At 33.4% G+C, this 17,998-nt stretch carries 17 protein-coding genes and 2 pseudogenes; 6 read left to right on the plus strand and 13 right to left on the minus strand.

What is annotated here, in order from left to right:
* Window positions 1–335: 335 nt before the first annotated feature.
* Window positions 336–887, plus strand: coding sequence for a DUF3231 family protein (locus MY490_RS16510; RefSeq protein WP_248266658.1), 552 nt, complete (start codon window positions 336–338; stop codon window positions 885–887).
* A gap of 104 nt (window positions 888–991) precedes the next feature.
* Here the strand turns inward: MY490_RS16510 and MY490_RS16515 are convergent.
* The 6 genes and pseudogenes from MY490_RS16515 to MY490_RS16540 form a co-directional block, all read right to left on the minus strand.
* Window positions 992–1,192 (minus strand): annotated as a pseudogene (locus MY490_RS16515) (MerR family transcriptional regulator); the annotation flags it as partial.
* A gap of 154 nt (window positions 1,193–1,346) precedes the next feature.
* On the minus strand, window positions 1,347–2,111 hold the full coding sequence (locus tag MY490_RS16520) for an ABC transporter permease (protein ID WP_248266659.1): 765 nt from the start codon (window positions 2,109–2,111) through the stop codon (window positions 1,347–1,349).
* 2 nt (window positions 2,112–2,113) lie between these two features.
* On the minus strand, window positions 2,114–2,872 hold the full coding sequence (locus MY490_RS16525; RefSeq protein WP_248266660.1) for an ABC transporter ATP-binding protein: 759 nt from the start codon (window positions 2,870–2,872) through the stop codon (window positions 2,114–2,116).
* A gap of 66 nt (window positions 2,873–2,938) precedes the next feature.
* Window positions 2,939–3,286: a DUF1048 domain-containing protein gene (locus tag MY490_RS16530; RefSeq protein ID WP_248266661.1), complete on the minus strand. Its 348-nt coding sequence runs from the start codon at window positions 3,284–3,286 to the stop codon at window positions 2,939–2,941.
* Between the two features lie 18 nt (window positions 3,287–3,304).
* Window positions 3,305–3,682, minus strand: coding sequence for a DUF1048 domain-containing protein (locus tag MY490_RS16535; RefSeq protein ID WP_348983770.1), 378 nt, complete (start codon window positions 3,680–3,682; stop codon window positions 3,305–3,307).
* A gap of 1 nt (window position 3,683) precedes the next feature.
* Window positions 3,684–4,007, minus strand: coding sequence for a PadR family transcriptional regulator (locus MY490_RS16540; protein WP_098231526.1), 324 nt, complete (start codon window positions 4,005–4,007; stop codon window positions 3,684–3,686).
* Window positions 4,008–4,726: 719 nt separating this feature from the next.
* On the opposite strand from MY490_RS16540, the gene MY490_RS16545 reads away from it, so the two are divergent.
* From MY490_RS16545 to MY490_RS16555, 3 genes are all read left to right on the plus strand, one after another.
* Entirely contained in the window at window positions 4,727–5,062 is a 336-nt protein-coding gene (locus MY490_RS16545; protein WP_248269405.1) for an ArsR/SmtB family transcription factor, read from the plus strand.
* Between the two features lie 21 nt (window positions 5,063–5,083).
* Entirely contained in the window at window positions 5,084–6,037 is a 954-nt protein-coding gene (locus tag MY490_RS16550) for a cation diffusion facilitator family transporter (RefSeq protein WP_248266662.1), read from the plus strand.
* A gap of 165 nt (window positions 6,038–6,202) precedes the next feature.
* On the plus strand, window positions 6,203–6,718 hold the full coding sequence (locus tag MY490_RS16555) for a DUF421 domain-containing protein (protein ID WP_248266663.1): 516 nt from the start codon (window positions 6,203–6,205) through the stop codon (window positions 6,716–6,718).
* 597 nt (window positions 6,719–7,315) lie between these two features.
* Here the strand turns inward: MY490_RS16555 and MY490_RS16560 are convergent.
* From MY490_RS16560 to MY490_RS16585, 6 genes are all read right to left on the minus strand, one after another.
* Window positions 7,316–7,699: a YidH family protein gene (locus MY490_RS16560; RefSeq protein WP_248266664.1), complete on the minus strand. Its 384-nt coding sequence runs from the start codon at window positions 7,697–7,699 to the stop codon at window positions 7,316–7,318.
* A 35-nt stretch (window positions 7,700–7,734) separates the two neighbouring features.
* On the minus strand, window positions 7,735–9,006 hold the full coding sequence (locus MY490_RS16565) for an MFS transporter (RefSeq protein WP_248266665.1): 1,272 nt from the start codon (window positions 9,004–9,006) through the stop codon (window positions 7,735–7,737).
* Window positions 9,007–9,140: 134 nt separating this feature from the next.
* Complete coding sequence (locus MY490_RS16570; protein ID WP_248266666.1) at window positions 9,141–11,045, minus strand: alkyl/aryl-sulfatase; 1,905 nt, start codon at window positions 11,043–11,045, stop codon at window positions 9,141–9,143.
* A 37-nt stretch (window positions 11,046–11,082) separates the two neighbouring features.
* Complete coding sequence (locus MY490_RS16575) at window positions 11,083–12,600, minus strand: long-chain-fatty-acid--CoA ligase (RefSeq protein WP_248266667.1); 1,518 nt, start codon at window positions 12,598–12,600, stop codon at window positions 11,083–11,085.
* A 96-nt stretch (window positions 12,601–12,696) separates the two neighbouring features.
* Window positions 12,697–13,905, minus strand: coding sequence for an iron-containing alcohol dehydrogenase (locus MY490_RS16580; protein ID WP_248266668.1), 1,209 nt, complete (start codon window positions 13,903–13,905; stop codon window positions 12,697–12,699).
* A 67-nt stretch (window positions 13,906–13,972) separates the two neighbouring features.
* Complete coding sequence (locus MY490_RS16585) at window positions 13,973–15,490, minus strand: aldehyde dehydrogenase family protein (protein WP_248266669.1); 1,518 nt, start codon at window positions 15,488–15,490, stop codon at window positions 13,973–13,975.
* Window positions 15,491–15,782: 292 nt separating this feature from the next.
* Here MY490_RS16585 and MY490_RS16590 point away from each other — a divergent pair, with 292 nt between their 5' ends.
* Window positions 15,783–16,691 (plus strand): LysR family transcriptional regulator, encoded by a 909-nt coding sequence (locus MY490_RS16590; RefSeq protein WP_248266670.1) that lies wholly within the window; start codon window positions 15,783–15,785, stop codon window positions 16,689–16,691.
* Between the two features lie 257 nt (window positions 16,692–16,948).
* Here the strand turns inward: MY490_RS16590 and MY490_RS16595 are convergent.
* Window positions 16,949–17,092: pseudogene (locus tag MY490_RS16595) on the minus strand (alpha/beta hydrolase); the annotation flags it as partial.
* A gap of 235 nt (window positions 17,093–17,327) precedes the next feature.
* Between MY490_RS16595 and MY490_RS16600 the strand changes: the two are divergent.
* A complete protein-coding gene (locus MY490_RS16600; protein WP_248266671.1) occupies window positions 17,328–17,885 on the plus strand; it encodes an NADPH-dependent FMN reductase in 558 nt (185 codons plus the stop codon).
* Window positions 17,886–17,998: the final 113 nt, after the last annotated feature.

Here is a 17,998-nt window from a genome sequence, read left to right on the forward strand (position 1 = left end):
CATATTTTTTTAGTATATCAAATTAAAGTCTATCCATTCTTATCAAATTCCTGTTTTTCCCTTTTTTGGATATATTTAAATTAGCTATTTTTTCTTTTTTTAAATGCCTTGAACCTTATTAGTATGCTAAATTCAGATTCTTGCTTTTTTCTATACGAATTAATATGCAAATGTTAAATTGCGAATCTAAATCTATCCATTAAACTTTATTAATAAAAAACACAAAGTAAAGCTTCTTAAGTAATCGCCTATTAGCTTATTTAAATTAAATAGTATAAAATACTCAAATGGTTCAATAATAATTTTTGTACCTACCTCTTTATAAGGAGATTAGTATGAATTTATTTGAGAAGGGAAGTAAATTTATAATGGGAGTATTAAGTGGAAATCCACAAAATGAACCGTTACATTACGGAGAAGTTTACGGACTATGGAGTCACCTATCAGCTACTAAAGCGGGTGTAGATACTTACCAAGTTTATATTAACCATACTGGCGATGAAGAATTAAGAGCATTTTTAAAACAAGTAATTGAAAGTTCAATGAAACCTGCAATTAAAGAAATTGAAGAAGTACTTCTACATAATGATATTGCAGTCCCTCCTACTCCAGCGGAACGACCAGAAGCAGATTTGGAACAAATTCCAGCTGGTGCTAGATTTCAAGATGCTCAAATCGCTTACATGGTTGCTGCTGGAATAGCTGCTGGAGTTACAGCTGATGCTACATTAATGAGCCAATCAATTCGCGAAGATATTGGTATTATGCTAGCTAGTTTCGGTGCAAAAAAAGCAAAAGATGGTGCAGCACTACTACAAATCATGAAAACAAAAGGCTGGTTAGTTCCACCACCACTTCACTTTGAAACAAAACAACAACAACATTAAAAAAAGTCCACCTATTAATTAGGTGGACTTTTTTTGTTTACGGTAGTGCGCTTATGCTAAACATCAAATTTTATCTACACAAATATGAATATTAGGGGCTTCTGTTACTTAGTAATGAAAGTCCCTATTTTTTTACTTTTAAAAATATCTTCTGTTCCTGCTTCCAATGCCGTCTTGTAATATGAACATTTATGCTGGATTATTTCCATTGTTCTTTTTAATTCTTCCATCTGTACTTCTACACTAGCTTTTCTTTCCAAAAACATGTCATATCTTTGTTGTAATGTGGAGTCCCCTTCTGAACACGTTAATTTGGATTACTTAAATTGAATGAATGAAAACAAAATATGTTAGAAATAAAATTAAGAAATTAATAACAACCCCCAACACCTTGAAATTGTGTAAACCAAGAAAAAGTACAGACTGAAAGAATTCCCCCCCACCCTGTACTTCTTCATTTTATTTCATTCGTTTTTTATATACCTTCATCGAAATTACATAAAACATAATCCCAATTCCAACTAGCCATAACAATGCTGTTACAATTGCACCATAATCCGGCTGCCCAGCTAAAAGGGAACGTACACTTTCGGCAATTGGTGTCATTGGCTGATTTTCGGCAAAAACTCGAAGTTTGCTACCCATATTATTTGTTGGAACAAAGGCAGAACTAACAAACATTAAGCCCATTAGTAGATAAGAGAACACGCTCGCACCTTCATACGATTTGGACATTAGCCCGCATGCTACTGCAATCCAAGTGAAAGAAAATACGGTAATCAGGATCATACCAGCTGCTAATAGCCACTCCACAAAATTTGCGTGAGGACGGAATCCCATGATAAAAGAAATAAGAATCACTGCAGCAACTGATAATAAGTTTAATATTAAAGTTGAGATGACATGCCCTCCCAATATCGATGACTTGGCGATTGGCATGGAATGGAATCGATCAAAGATTCCTTTAGTCATGTCTGTGTTCACTCGAACTGCTGTATAGGAAATCCCCATTCCAATACACATAAGCAACACACCTGGAACAATAAAATTCACATAATCTACTTTATCCATTGTCATTGCACTTCCGAAAATATAGACAAAAGCAAGCATAAGCATAATTGGCATGAAAATCGTTGTAATAATTGTGTCAATACTTCGAAGTGAATGCTTCATCACCCGACTACTCATCGTAATTGTATCGCTGAAAAAATGGTTTCCACTCATTACTATTCTCCTTTCTTTCCGGTAACAGCAAGGAAAATTTCCTCAAGGTTCGGCTGTTTTTCTACATATTCCACTTTTTTAGGGGGAAGAATTGCTTTTAATTCATTCAATGTACCTTGAACGAGAATCTTTCCTTCATGTAAAATCGCAATGCGGTCAGCCAGTTGTTCGGCTTCTTCTAAATACTGGGTTGTGAGAAAAACGGTAATACCAGCTTTCGCCATATCACATATCACTTCCCACAATGCTAAACGTGCTTCAGGGTCTAGTCCAACAGAAGGCTCATCAAGAAAAACAAGTTCAGGTGAGCCAAGTACTGTCATTGCTAAATCCAAGCGTCGTTTCATACCGCCTGAATAAGTAGCAAGAGCACGATTACCAGCTTCAACTAAATCAAAACGTCGTAGACTTTCTTCCACCGCTTCTTTCCGATTAGGCAAGTGGCGAAGTTTTGCTACTAGATCGAGATTCTCACGTCCTGTCAAAATATCATCTACTGCAACGTTTTGTCCGGTTAGACTAATTTTCTCACGTACTTGTTGTGGGTTTGTTTGAAGGTTGGCATTACAAACTTCAATTTCCCCTTTATCCGCTTGTAATAATGTAGTCAAAATTTTAATTATAGTTGTTTTACCGGCACCATTAGACCCAAGTAATGCGAAGACAGTGCCTTTTTCCACTTCAAAATCTACACCTTTTAGAACCTCAATTTCTTTGAAAGATTTTTTTAGCCCTTTCACTGAAATTGCTGTATTGCTCATAATCATTTCCCTCCCATATATGAAGTTGAAAGCGCGTTTCACTGCGTCCTAGCGCCTACAACTGTTTTAGCTATTTTTTTTACCCACACGATCTAGAATGCTTTTGTTCAAATTATTGCGTAACTTATCATCCCATCTTTTTGCTTGATCTGTAAGTCCATTAGCAAATGCTGTTAAGTCTTCACCTGTTACTTCCAATACGTCTTTGCCATCTGCCGCACCAGCTTCAAACAAATCAATGAGATCATATTGGATTCTCAGCATATCCATGCCACTTCCAGAGGCGAAACTCCACATATAGTTGCAGATTGTTTTGTAGGCTTCTGAGTAGTTTCCAGGCAAAGCTTCTACACGCGCCATCATTTCTTTGTACTCTTTTTTGTCATCAAGTATCTTTTTGATAAAATTTATCATGATATTTAACCCCCAAATTTATTTTTTATTCGTCCATATTTTTACTTGCTGTTCTACTCTACTTTCAATGTCTTTTTTCAAATCTACTTGCCTTCCTAATATACTTGCCGATTCTCCATCTAGTTTTGAGATAGCCATCAATTCGTCAGCAAATGCCGCCACGTCTTCACCCGTAACATCTAGCACATGCTTGCCTTCTGCTGAACTTGCTTCAAACAGTTCATACAAATTGATAATTTCTTCACCAAATCCATATCCGAAATTCCACATGTATTTTTGAATCTTTTTGAAAACAAATGCGTAATCTTTCGGAAGGGCATTCACTTTTTTCATAAATGCTTTATATTCCTTCTTGCTTTCTAAATCGCCAATGATTAGCTCTATAAATTTCTTCATTTTACTTCTCCCCTTTTAAGCTATTTATTTTTGATGAAACAAAATCCCATTTTTTCCAAAATTGCTGTAATTCCTCATGCCCAGCTTCGGTTAATGAATAAAACTTACGAGGCGGTCCCATTTCAGAACGTTTTTTCTCAATATTTACTAATTCCTTCTTTTCCAGCCTAATCAAAATCGTGTAGACTGTACCTTCGACAACCTCTGTAAAACCTAAATCATTAAGCAGACGAGTAATCTCATAGCCGTAAGTATCACCTCGACTAATGATTTCCAGTACACAACCTTCTAACGAACCTTTGAGCATTTCTGTTAAATTTTCCATGACTTACACCTCCTCTATTCCTTGGTTAAATTAGTTTTCGGTCTATATTGAATAGATAAAACCAAATTTCATGCTAATTAGTAATACAGATATTCAGTATCACCTAGTACCAGTTAAAAAAAATATCTAACAGCCTATAGATCAAGGATTTCATATGATAATTTTTACATGAGCTATTTTTAGCTATTTAGCGTGACTGATATTCAGTATCACCTAGTACCAGTTAAAAAAAATATCTAACAGCTTATAGATCAAGGATTTCATATGATAATTTTTACATGAGCTATTTTTAGCTATTTAGCGTGACTGATATTCAGTGTTACTTAGTAATAGTATATTGTATTACTAAGTAGAGGAAATGTGAACCGTTTTTTTAAAAAAATTTTATAAACATTCCTAACTATTTAGTATCACAGATATTCAGTATTACTTAGTACCACTACATAGTAACACTATATAGCTTAATTATCAAGTTGTTAACAAAAAAATTAAATGTTTTGTTTTATCATTAAAAGTAATTAGCAATTTAAATAAAATATTACCTTTTGTGTAAAAGTTTATACTTCCTGGTATAAGCTTTTATAGTAATCACAAAAATAGAAATAGAAAAATAATTGACTTATATGAATACTTGCTCATATAATGATATTAAACATATGAATTCTTGCTCATATATACATATATTTAACATGACAGATTATAGGAGGAAACTCTCATTGATGAATGATAATATTCAACCATGCGAACAAAATCTTGAAAACAAACAACATTTAGATGAAGAAACATTGTTTGTAGTCTCTCAAACATTTAAAGCTTTAAGTGACCCAACTAGAATACGGATCTTAAATTTATTATGTACGAAAGAACATTCAGTTAATGAGATTGCAGATATTTTAGATTTAGGTCAATCGACCGTTTCACATCAATTGCGATTTTTAAAAAATTTACGATTAGTCAAGTTTAGACGTGAAGGTACTAGTCTCTTCTATTCACATGACGATAACCACATTATGAATTTATTAAAACAGGCAATTGAGCATGCTACACATACTTAATGTCAATTTTAATGAGGGGGAATGAAAGTGGGACATAATCATGAACATACTCATACTCACAATACAAATAAAAAAGTATTACTAATTTCATTTATCATTATTACAGGGTATTTGATTATTGAGGCAATTGGAGGTTATCTAACGAATAGTCTTGCACTATTATCTGATGCTGGTCATATGTTAAGTGATTCAATCTCACTAGCAATCGCGTTAGTGGCATTTAAATTAGGTGAGAAAGCAGCAAGCAAAAGTAAAACCTTTGGTTATAAACGATTCGAAATACTTGCAGCAGTATTAAATGGTGTCACATTAATTTTGATTGCACTCTATATTTTCTACGAGTCGATCAAGCGTTTCACAAATCCACCTGAAATAGCGTCAACTGATATGCTAATAATTAGTGTAATTGGTTTATTAGTTAATATACTGGTGGCCTGGATTATGATGCGTGGTGCAGACACCGAAGAAAACATAAATATGCGCGGTGCTTATTTACATGTCTTAAGTGATATGCTTGGTTCAGTTGGTGCGATTATTGCAGCACTACTAATGATTTTCTTTCGTTGGGGCTGGGCAGATCCTTTAGCGAGCGTGATTGTTGCTGCTTTAGTATTGAGAAGTGGCTATTATGTCACAAAAGCTTCAATTCATGTGTTAATGGAAGGAACACCAAATGAAGTCAATTTAAACGAAGTGATTCAACTAATAGAAAAAACAGATGGGATTGAAAGTGTACATGATTTACATCTTTGGACGATTACAAGTGGTCTAAATGCCCTTTCTTGTCACGCAGTGGTGGATGACCAATTAACAATTGAAGAGAGCGAAATTATTTTACGCAAAATTGAACATGACCTTGAACATAAAGGCATTATGCATGTCACAATTCAATTAGAAACTGCTGCTCATAAACACGATAATTCAATCTTATGTCAAATAAAGAACGAACCATCCCCCCATTATCATCATCATTAATAGAACTATAAAAGAGATAGATAGAATCTATCTCTTTTTTGTTTTCTTAATAGTTCACAAAAATGTGGAAAAAGCCACGTCGGGTTGATTACTCTTACTGTTTATAAATAATAATGAATATTCTCCCATTCATTTGGAAAATTAAGTAAAAAAGGATGATTTTATATGCAACTTGATTTCGTTTGGAAAGCAGCTCTAATTGTAATCATAGGATCGCTTCTATTAAGAATTGCAGGAAAAAACTCAATTTCTAAATTAACAGTTTCTGAGCTTGTATTAATGAGTACTATTGGTCCATTACTAAGTCGTCCTATTGAAAACAAAAGTCTTTGGACAAGTATTGGCGTTGCTTCCATTCTTATACTAACCGTAATTGCGTTTCAGTTCCTTAAATTAAAATCAAAATCATTTGAATCGTTATTTACTGGTAAGTCTACGATTATTATTGAAGATGGGGTCTTAAATATAGAGAATTTGAAAAAGGCACGTCTAACAACTGAAAATGTAAAAATGCGTTTATACCAGTTAGGCATTAATTCTTTTGAAGATGTAGCTTCGGCTTCAATCGAAGCAAATGGTCAAATTGGATATAAATTAAAACCAAACTCACAGCCCGCAACTAAACAGGATATTCAAAATTTAGTGAGATTAATTGAAACGACAATTCTTAAATCTAATTGAAGTTAATCTTTACTAGTTAATGTTGGTTAAATAAAAAAGGTCTGTTTTTAACAGACCTCATGCTGTTGAAAAACTACCTTGTCAATTAATTATCAAATTTTCGTGAAAGGAGTAGAGTGATGTTGATTTCCATTACAGGATGCTCGCTTTCCATGGGGCGAGATTCTTTAGCCTCCTCGGCAAGCCTGTGGGGTCTCAGCCTTCCCGCTTATCCCATAGGAGTCGAACATCCCTCCATTCCAATCAACTTATTCATCAAAAAATGTCTGCGATAAACCCTAATCAAATAGCCTTTCCTTAGAGTAATCTAACTTTAATCAGATTGTAGATCAATTAATATTGAACATTTATTAAACTAAACAATCGAATTTGTTTTCTAAAAAAGGCTTATAATATTTTTAACGTCTAAAAAAAGCATTTCTATTGTTATTGAAATAATGAAATTGCTCAAACATATTAACATTTATAACCATTAAAAGATCATTCAAAAAATGCTAATTTATAATTATGAAATGTTCACTTAAAGTCCGTTTTCCCTATTGACGATTTTATATTTCAACACTCTGAGGTCTGTTTTTAACAGACCTACTTTTAAAACTATCCCCAAACATCTAAATAATAAGCACCAAAAATAAGAAAAATGAGAATTAAGGCAATCGATAAATAAACAACTAAAATTCTTGAAAATCTAAATGTTTGATTATTAATATCATTTCCTTTAATAAAATAACTTATTGTTGAAATGAGTAAGGCAACTATTCCAACAATTATTGATGATAACCCTATTATCTTTGATAATGCATCTCCCATTTTTGCATTAGAAGTCATCGTTGAAAAATGAAGATTAGTGATTAAGAAGCCTACTCCCATTATCGTTATGCTTGTTCTTACCCAAGCAAGATAAGTTCTTTCATTTGCTAAATGCTGTTGTATATATTTAGAATCAATTGTTTCATACTGTTTTTCTAACGCGTTATTCATATTCATACCTCTGCATCTAGTTATTTCTTAAATTATTAAAGGTTTACTAGCTTATTCCCCTTTTCTATTGAATCTTGTTGCTTTCGGTTTCCGAAAAGGAATGTTAAAAATGCTGCAATTACCATCGTAATTGAGATTCCAAAAACTGCAATGCTATATCCACCTGCTGCATTTACTCCCGTATTTTGTATAAGCTTTCCAAAAATAATTGGGGTAATTATACCCGATGAAGTCATTATTCCAAAATAAGTGCCTGTCATAACTCCTCTACGGTGTGGAAGTATACTAACCACTATAGCTGGGCTAAGTGTGTTCACTGTGGCAACCATTGTATTTACTAATGAAAGTAGAATAATAATTGTAACCACCCCATTCATAAGTGGGTATAAAGAATACAACATACCTGCTATTAAAACACTAATTGTAGAAAATAAAATGCGCGATTTCCATATATTTTGTGCCTTTTTATATAAACGATCTGAGATTATTGATAGTCCAATCGCTGAAATAGCCCCAATTAATCCAGAGACAGCAATAACTAATGCAGACTGTTGTTCTGATAACCCTTTTACTTTTATTAGATACGATGGATTAAAAGTAAGCCCAAAGACAATAAACGAATAGGCTATAAATGCAATTAAAGTCGTAAATATAAATTTAGGAGATCGCAATGCCTCCCATACTTCTTTTCTATTATTCTTTGTTTTGTTTTCAATCGTACTTACTTCGTATTGTTCAGAAATAGTTGGTTTCATTCTACCTAACCATATCCAACAAATAAACCAGAGAAAGCTAAAAATACCAGAAATAAAAAATGCATTTCTCCAACCATAAATTGATATTAAAGAAACGATGATAGGAGCTGTTACTGCTATTCCAACAACATTTCCAAAACTAATAATGGATATAGCGAATCCACGTGATTCTGGTTTAAACATTTTACTTATATGACTAATTGCGGTTGCCATATATGCCCCTTCACCTGCACCTAATAAAACTCTACTTAAGATTAGAACAGGTAGGCTTGATGCAAACAAAGCCATAGATTGTGCGATTGTCCATACAATGGCCATAATAGCAAGCGATTTACCAGTACCTATGCGATCTGAAAAAGAGCCACCTACTATCCCAAATATTGAAAATAACCAATAAAAACTACTTCCTAAAATACCAAACTCTGTAGAGGTTAAGTTCAAGTCTTGGGTAATATGTATACCAGCTAAACCTAAGATTGATTTGTCAGCAAAATTAATAATAGCCATTAGAAAAAGTGCAAATAAAATAATCCATTTCGCCCAACTTTTCATCCAAGCTCCTGCCTCTCGTAAAATTCAAAGCTTTTTTTCATTAAAAGGATTTACATTCATACTTTCTGAAAATAGCACCTGCTATGTTTTTTTATGCTAAGCATATTTAAGCAGGTGCTTATTTTCACTATTACTTAGGGAATAACGATATTTATATAACGGTCGAAATCATCTAAAAGTGATAAAAATTCATTCAATTTCGTTTGGTTACCTGAAATGATTAAGTTACCTGCAGTTACTCCTTGTTCTGTTGAGAGTAGACCTAGAACAATTCCGTAAAATGTCATTTGATCAATTATTAATGATACATCTGCATGATCAGCTAATTTATTTTCTTTAAAAAACAAAACAGAGTTCTCTAAATAAATCGAATATTTTTGGTTAGTATTTGATAATGTTACATTCATTGTTATATTTTTACCTTCTGCTTTTGGACCATTTAATTTAACTGCTACTAGTTTTAAGAATTCATTTACAGGCATATTTTTAATAACTTCAGAAACATCTAAAGGTGAATTATCTTTGTAAATTCCATTTCTAAGTTCGAATGCGCCAACAAGATAAATATTCCGCCAATTAGCTGACTCTGCTTGATATCCTAATTGTTCGAATGCATCTGCTAATAGATTTTTAGCTTCTGAATTTTCTGGGTCAGCCATTACGATATGTTTTACCACTTGAACAACCCAGCGATATTGACCATTTTCAAAATCAACTCTAGCTTGTCTCAAAACATTTGCTGACCCACCCATATATTCTACATATTTTCGCCCCGCTTCTACTTGCGGTAATGGATCTAAATCGGAAGGATGAGCACTATAAAAGCCTAAATAATAATTGTAAACACCCTTTGAATTATGCTTCAAAGTACCATAATATCCACGATTCCCCCAATAGGTATCTAATGCTTTTGGGAGTTTAATTGTTTCAGCTATTTCATCCATTGTATAACCGAGATTTGCTAAACGCACAGTCTGATCGTGTATATATTTATATAAATCGCGTTGAAGTTTTAAATGTTCTATTACATTATTTTTCTCCCAAACTGGCCAAGCATGAATCATAAGTAATGCATCAATATCTTCCGTTTCAAATAGATCAATCGTTTTATCTAAGGCATTTGCCCAAAGTAAAGCATCTCGGGTTTTTGCCCCCCTTACTGTATAGATTTGATGCATTAATTTATTTGCGTTCTCTGAAACGAATAATACTTTGTAATCTTTTATATAAAAATGCATTTCAGCTGGTGCTTCTGTATTTGGCGTTAATAAAAACTTAAATGTTATACCATCGATTTCCATCAATTGGATTTCGTTTACTATTTCAACGTTTGGTTCCACAAAACTGGTCTTCCCTGCAGTCATTGTTGGTCCAATACCTACTGATACAGAGCCCTGCGTACCATCTGATAAATTTTTACCAAACTGATACTCCGCTCTACGCGTCATAATCGTACCTAAGAGTACATTTTCACTTAACGCTTCATTTGTAAAGTATTGAGGAACTACGATTGGAATAGTTGGATTTTCAGCATATTTTAGTACTGCTTGAATTCCGCCAAAATGATCAGCATGGCTCTGACTTATGATTACGGCTGTTACTGGCTTTTGTGGTCTATGTTTATAATACAATTCCATAGCGGCTTCAGCAGATTCATTACTTCCTAACGTATCAACGACAATCACTCCATTTTTTCCTTCAATAAAAAAGTTAGTAACCATTGATTGTCCACGAACTTGATATACTCCTTCTACAACTTCAAACAAACCAGATATAGCCTGTAATTGCGCGTTTCTCCATAAACTTGGATTTACAGTCTCAGGTGCAGTGACATTTAAATAGTCCAGCTGTTCTATGTCCCAAACAACTTCACCAAAATCATTTTTAATAATCTTTGCTTCTAATGGTGCAATAAAACCTCTGTTTGCATCAATAAAGTCCTGTCGATCATCAAAATTTAAAGTATCATAGACTGCTAAATTAGCATCTTTTGTAAAAGAAGTTGCGGGTTTTGATTGAGTTAGCACTTTATTTGTCATAAGAACCTCCAAAAATTGTTATAAAAAAATTTTTTAACTAATTTACTTCCATTTTTTCTAAATTTAAATCTCTCTTTAAAATTTTTCCTGTACTATTCTTTGGTAATTCATTTTTAAATTCGATTTGTTTTGGAAGTTTGTACTTAGCAAGTTTGTCTTTGCAGAAATGCAAAATATCATCCTTCGTTATTGATTCATCATTAGACACAACGAAAGCTTTTACGATTTGTCCGTATTCCTTATCAGTAATTCCAAATACTGCTACTTCAACGATTGCTGGGTGTTGATAAATTACTTCCTCTACTTCTCTTGGATAAACATTATATCCACCAACAATAATCATGTCTTTTATTCGATCAACAATATAGATGTAACCATCGTTATCCATCTTTGCTAAATCACCAGTGTAAAACCAACCATTTTTAATGACCTTAGCTGTTTCTTCAGCCATACCAAGATAACCAATCATTACATTGGGACCTTTTACAATTAGTTCACCTATTTCTCCTCTAGGCACTTCAAATCCATTTTTATCAACTATCATATTTAATACGCCTGGGATATTTATTCCGACAGAACCTAATTTTCTTTCTCCTTTTAAGGGATTAAATGCTGTCACAGGAGCTGTTTCTGAAAGACCGAATCCTTCGAGAATAATAGTCTTATATTTTTCTTCAAACCTTTGAAGTAACTCAACAGGCATAGATGCTCCACCTGAACAACATGCGCGGATGGAAGCGAAATACTCAGCTGTATATTCTTGTAGCTGTAATAAAAAGTTATACATCGTTGGAACGCCAGCAAATAATGTCACTTGCTCATTAAAGATTGTATTGATGACCTCACTAGGACTGAATCTTGGAACAATTACTATATTTGCTCCACACATGATTGGTGCATTAATACAGATTGACAAACAGAATACATGGAACATTGGAAGAACAGCTAAAATACGATCATTTTTGTTAAAATCGACCAATTCAACAATTGATTGAGCATTTGATACTAAATTACGATGAGACAACATAGCGCCCTTTGGTTTACCGGTTGTCCCAGACGTATATAAAATGACAGCAAGATCATCTTCTATAATTAGTGGATATTCATTGTCATTTGAATTCTTATTAAGCAAATGCCTCCAACTAAGCTCTGCTTTCGTCGATTCCACATAGTACAGCATTTCAATCTGTTTTAACTCTACTTTAAGAGAATCAATGATTTGATGCATAGTAGAATCTGCAATAACAGCCTTTGCTTGGCTGTTCGAAAGAATAAATGATATTTCGTCTTTGGTAAAGATTGGATTTACAGGAACAACTACGCCTCCTGCACGTAGAATCCCATAATAAGCAGTGACAAAGTCTGGACAATTCCCTAATATCAAGGCTACTCTATCACCTTTTTTGATTCCCTCATGTATTAATTTCGATGCAAGGCATTCAACTTGGGAAAGTAATACACTATACGTGAAATTTATATTTTTAAATGTAATTGCATTATGATTTGGAAATTTCTCTGCACTTTTTTTTAAACTTTCATATAAATTCAAACTCATTACTAAGCCTCCAAAATTCTCAAGTATTAGCATCAATATGAATAAAGCTGAGGCACCATCATCATTTTTGAAGGTGCCTCTTAACTTTGATTAAAATTATGAATTCACTAAGCTGGAGCCTACAACTTCATTTGAAATTTTCGCAATAACTTCAGGTGGAATTTTAAAGAAAATTCCACACGGATCGCTATGAACTAATGCAACAATATACGCCATATTATCGACATTCACCTCAAAGTCAGCAAAGGTACTTGGCAAGCCTACTTTTTCACGGAGATTACGTATAAATAATACAACTTCTGCTAAACATGCTTCTGGGGAATCTGGTATATTTTTTAGGCCTAGTGCTTTTGCAAAATCATTAATTCGTTTTAAATAAAATGGTGCTAGTGATTCCATTACATTTGGTAATAAAACTGCATTTGCTAGCCCATGTGGAATTCCGAATTTTGCTCCAAATACATGTGCTATATTGTGTACTGGAATCGCATTAACTGAGAGACTGAAAGCAGAAATTGCCATTGCACTAGCCATTAACATATTAGATCGCGATGCAAGATTTTCTCCATCATGAACAGCTGTAGGCAAATTTTCTACAATCATTCGAATTGATTGTAGTGCGTATGCATCTGTCATTGGGTTCGATTGAGGAGAGAAATATGCCTCAATTGCATGAGTTAACGCATCAAATCCTGTAAATGCAGTAATTTTTGGAGGCAAACCAATTGTAAGTTCTGGATCTAAAATCGCCATATCAGGGCTTATAAATGTATTCAGGATATTCGTTTTAATTCCAACCTTTTCATTAAATACTACAGCGATTGGTGACACTTCCGCTCCAGTACCAGCAGTTGTTGCAATTGCAACGTGTGGAATTGGAATATACTGAGCTTTTGGCCAAAATTCCATTACATTTCCTACAAGAAGTTCTTCACGAATGTCATGAACTTTATTATGTAGCATCCATTTAATTGCTTTTACTGTATCTAAAACACTTCCGCCACCAACAGCAATTAATGAATCTCCATTACATTCTTTATAGAATTTAGCTCCGCGGTTTATGATTTCACCTTTAGCATCCTGTTCTATGTCCTCAAAAACACCTACTAGCTGTACATCGCTAGGTATTGTCTCAAATAACTCCTTAATTTGATCCGTAATTCCTGCTTGTGTTATTCCTTTATCAACATAAAGAACGGCTCTTTTACCACCAAGTCCTTTAATCATTTCAGGTAACAAAGAGCGAGCTCCAGCTCCACTGTTTACAACTGTTCGAACCGAAAACTGGAAAAATGACGTTATCATGAAATCACCTTCTCTTTTCTGTTTAAGTTTTTTTAATAGATCTATATTCAATTGTTTTTTGTAATTTTTATAATAAGATGCCATACCAAGGTTTTTGACTTAGTTCAGGGGTAAGTGAGCAATGAACATGCTTTACTTGCGTGTACTCGTCTAAAGCATATCGACCAAGCTCACGACCAAATCCACTTTGTTTATATCCTCCAAATGGTGCATCGCTTCTTAACATATGCCAGTCATTGATCCAGACTGTTCCCGCCTTTAATTCTTTTGATATTTGAAGTGCTTTATTTACGTCTTTAGACCAAATACCAGCTGCTAACCCATAAATCGTATCATTCGCAATTTCAATTGCTTCCTCAATCGTCGAATATCGAATGACACAAAGAACAGGACCGAAAATCTCTTCTTGAGCGATTTTCATTTTATTATTAACATCCGCGAAAATCGTTGGTTCAACAAAATATCCATTATCATATCCCTTACCTGTTAAACGTTTACCACCACAAACTAAACGAGCTCCTTCCTGGATTCCAGCATCAATATAAGATAAAACAGTTTCTAGTTGTTGTTCTGAAGCCATTGGCCCCATTCCAGTCGTCATATCAAGCTGGTTTCCAATCGTAATTGAAGAGGCTAAACTCGCTAATCGCTCAACTACTTCCTCATAGATTGAATCATGTACTAAAAGGCGTGTTCCTGATTCACATAGTTGTCCAGAGTGAAGACAGAAACCGAATAAACTACCTGGAATAGTAATATCTAAATCAGCATCAGGTAATACGATCGATGGTGATTTTCCTCCTAATTCTAGAGTGACTCTTTTAACTGTTCCAGATGCTAACTCCATAATCCGTCTTCCTACTTCAGTAGATCCCGTAAATGCTACCTTATCTACATGTGGATGAGTTGCTAGCACTTCACCAACAGTAGCTCCTGGTCCTGAAACAACATTGAAAACTCCTGCCGGGATTCCAGCTTCAGTAGCTAATTCTGCTAGTTTCAAAGCAGAAAGTGGTGTATTTGAGGCAGGTTTAACAACAATTGAGTTCCCCATTGCAAGCGCAGGTGCAATTTTCCACATTGCTAAAAGCATTGGTAGATTCCAAGGTGTAATCGCAGCTACGACACCAATGCCTTCTCGCCATACTTGATTGTTGCTAGGTCCTGGAAAAGGTAGTATTGGCAAAGACTCAACAAATGGATACTCAACAGTAAATTTCGCTGTTTGCTGAAGTAAATCTACTAAATATAAAATATCCAAATTGGAAATTCTTCTTACAGTAGCTCCAGAACTAACAGATTCCAAGAATGCAAGTTCCTCCGAATGTTCGACAATCTTATTCCCGAAATTAATTAAGATTTGAGCTCTTTCTTTTGGTGATTTTTTTGACCAAACTCCCGAATCAAAAGCATTACGAGCAGAAGTAATAGCTGTTTCCGTATCTTCTCTCCCAGCTTTAGCTACCAGAGCGATCACTTCTCCAGTTGCTGGATTTTTCACACTAAACGTTTCACCACTTTTTGCAGGTGTCCATCTACCATCAATATAAAGCGGAAATTCTAATAATTTTTGAGTTGTTTGCATTTAAAAACCTCCTAAAATAGTTATCAAATTAGTTAAGTAGGAAATACAGTAACACCTGAACTCCTTTTGAGAAAACGCTTGCAAATCTAAAGGAATTTTTAGAAAATAATCTTAAGGACTTGTCTTAGTTTAAAAATTGAGAATTATCTGAATTAATTGTATAACTTCACATTTACTAAGTAAAATTAGGATTTGTAATACCTTGTTAGCATTTTTTAATATCTAAAAATAGAGGTTATTTATTATCCAAACGTATTTCTAATATAGTAATCTTTAAAGAGGTGGTCACCATATGCACATTCAAAAACTTAAGATACTTTCTGAGGTCGCTAAAACTGGATCTTTTTCTATTGCAGGTCAAAATCTTCATATAACCCAATCTGGTATTAGTCAGGATATTAAAAAAATAGAAGATGAATTAGGAATAAAAATTTTCGATCGCTCTCGATATGGGGTTGTTTTATCACATGAAGGGGCAAAAATTGTAAATAAAGCAAATGAGGTATTGTTAAAATATGAAGAAATGATTGAAGAGGCAAGAATAATTCTAGAAATACATTCTGGAAATCTAAGAGTTTCTACTATACCTGCTTTCTTTACTTATTTATTAAAACCATTAATAGAATTTAAGAATTTATATTCAAATTTAAACATAGAAATTTTAGAAAATATAACTGAGTATACAGTTGAAGCGGTTCAACAAAATAAAGCAGAGATTGGACTTATATGTATATATGAAAATATTTTGAAAAATATTGAGCTTTTAAATTTTGAAAGGATTCTTGAGGGGACACTAAAGGTTTATGTAAGTAGCGATTCTCCTTTTGCTAAAAAGAAAAAAATTACACCAGAAGAAGTCCTTCAGCAGGCAGTAGTATTATACAATGGTGATTATATCAATTGGTTTGTTCATAATTTTCAACTTAAATTTGGAAAAATGAATATTCTTATATCATCAAATCAAACGGAAGAATTATCACGATTAATCTCCGAAGGATTTGCAATTGGTTTTGCTCCAGATTTTGCTACTAAAAGTAATCCTTATGTTATTGAAAATAAAATTGTTGAAATTGATCTTATAAACTATGAACCTGTTAATGTTGCACTTGGCATTATTCATGGAAAGAATCGAACTCCTTCAAAAATAGAGAAACACTTAATAAATTTTATTAAATCCGAATTAGAATACTATTTAAATTAGAAAACATTATTTATAATTTCTACTCAGTTATAACAAATATCCTCGTGATAATAATTATATTAAATAGTCCATCGAATCAGATAGATTCTCTGGACTATTTTTATTTTTAATCTTTAAATTCTTAGGACATAAAATCACCCGAATACTAGACACTTATTTTAAGTGTCTAGTATTCGGGTAACATTTCAATTTTGACAGTCCTTTATTATTGAACTAAGCATAAGTCAAGGTAATAAGGAATTTCTTATTCATTTTAATTAGTCTTTTAAAAATGTTAGTAACGCTTCATTAAATTCTTTTTGATGAGTTGCGTTTAATCCATGCGGACCACCCTTATTAAAAACGAGCTTACTGCCAGGAATGGACTCATATGTACGTTTTCCACTTAACTCAAAAGGTACGATTGTTGCTTCTCTGATCAAAAAACTTTTTATTCCAAACCATTTTAAAATATTTTAGTATGTTTAAGTTTATTCTATTCGCAACTATTAATATTATAAAATTATTCCAAAAACATTAAATCAATTAATATAATAAACTACAGTTTAAATAGTCTGAATATTAGGTATAAAGCCACTTTTTTTACTTTGGAATATTATGGTAAAATTAGGATGATTTTAACAAGGGAGGGTGCATATGACTAAGACAATAGGTCTTATTTGTGGTAGTTTACGTAAAAACTCTTATAATCGAATCATTGCTCAATCATTAACAGAGATGGCTGATTCCCATCAATTTCGTTGGATCGAGATTAATGATCTACCTTTATTCAATGAAGACTTAGAAACAAGTGTTCCGGAAGCAGTGACATCATTTAAATCTGCTATCCAGGGCGTTGACGGTATCATTATTGTAAGTCCAGAGTACAATTCTGGAATTCCAGGCGTATTAAAGAATGCATTGGACTGGGCATCAAGACCTCGGGAATCAGCTGTTCTTAGTAGAAAACCGGTTGGTTTAATTGGTGCAACTCCTGGTGGATTAGGTACTGTTTATGCTCAAATACAAACCAGAGAAATACTAGAAGCTATGCAAGCTCATGTACTTCCATTTCAAAAAATGCTGATATCCCAAGTACATGAAAAGATTGATTCCGATCATAAAGTACTTACTGACGAACATACAAAACGATATCTTCATCGTTATTTACAACAATTTATCAATTGGATAGATAAAGCTTCTTTATTAGATTAATAGAAGAACCAAGTATTTTTAAAAATCAGTCTAACTTTTTTCCGATTTAGAAAAACTGATTGTAACAAACGAAGAAAATTTGATAATATTCCAGTTTTAAACTTTCATCGATT

Source organism: Gottfriedia acidiceleris, assembly GCF_023115465.1.
Classification (GTDB): Bacteria; Bacillota; Bacilli; order Bacillales; family Bacillaceae_G; genus Gottfriedia; species Gottfriedia acidiceleris_B.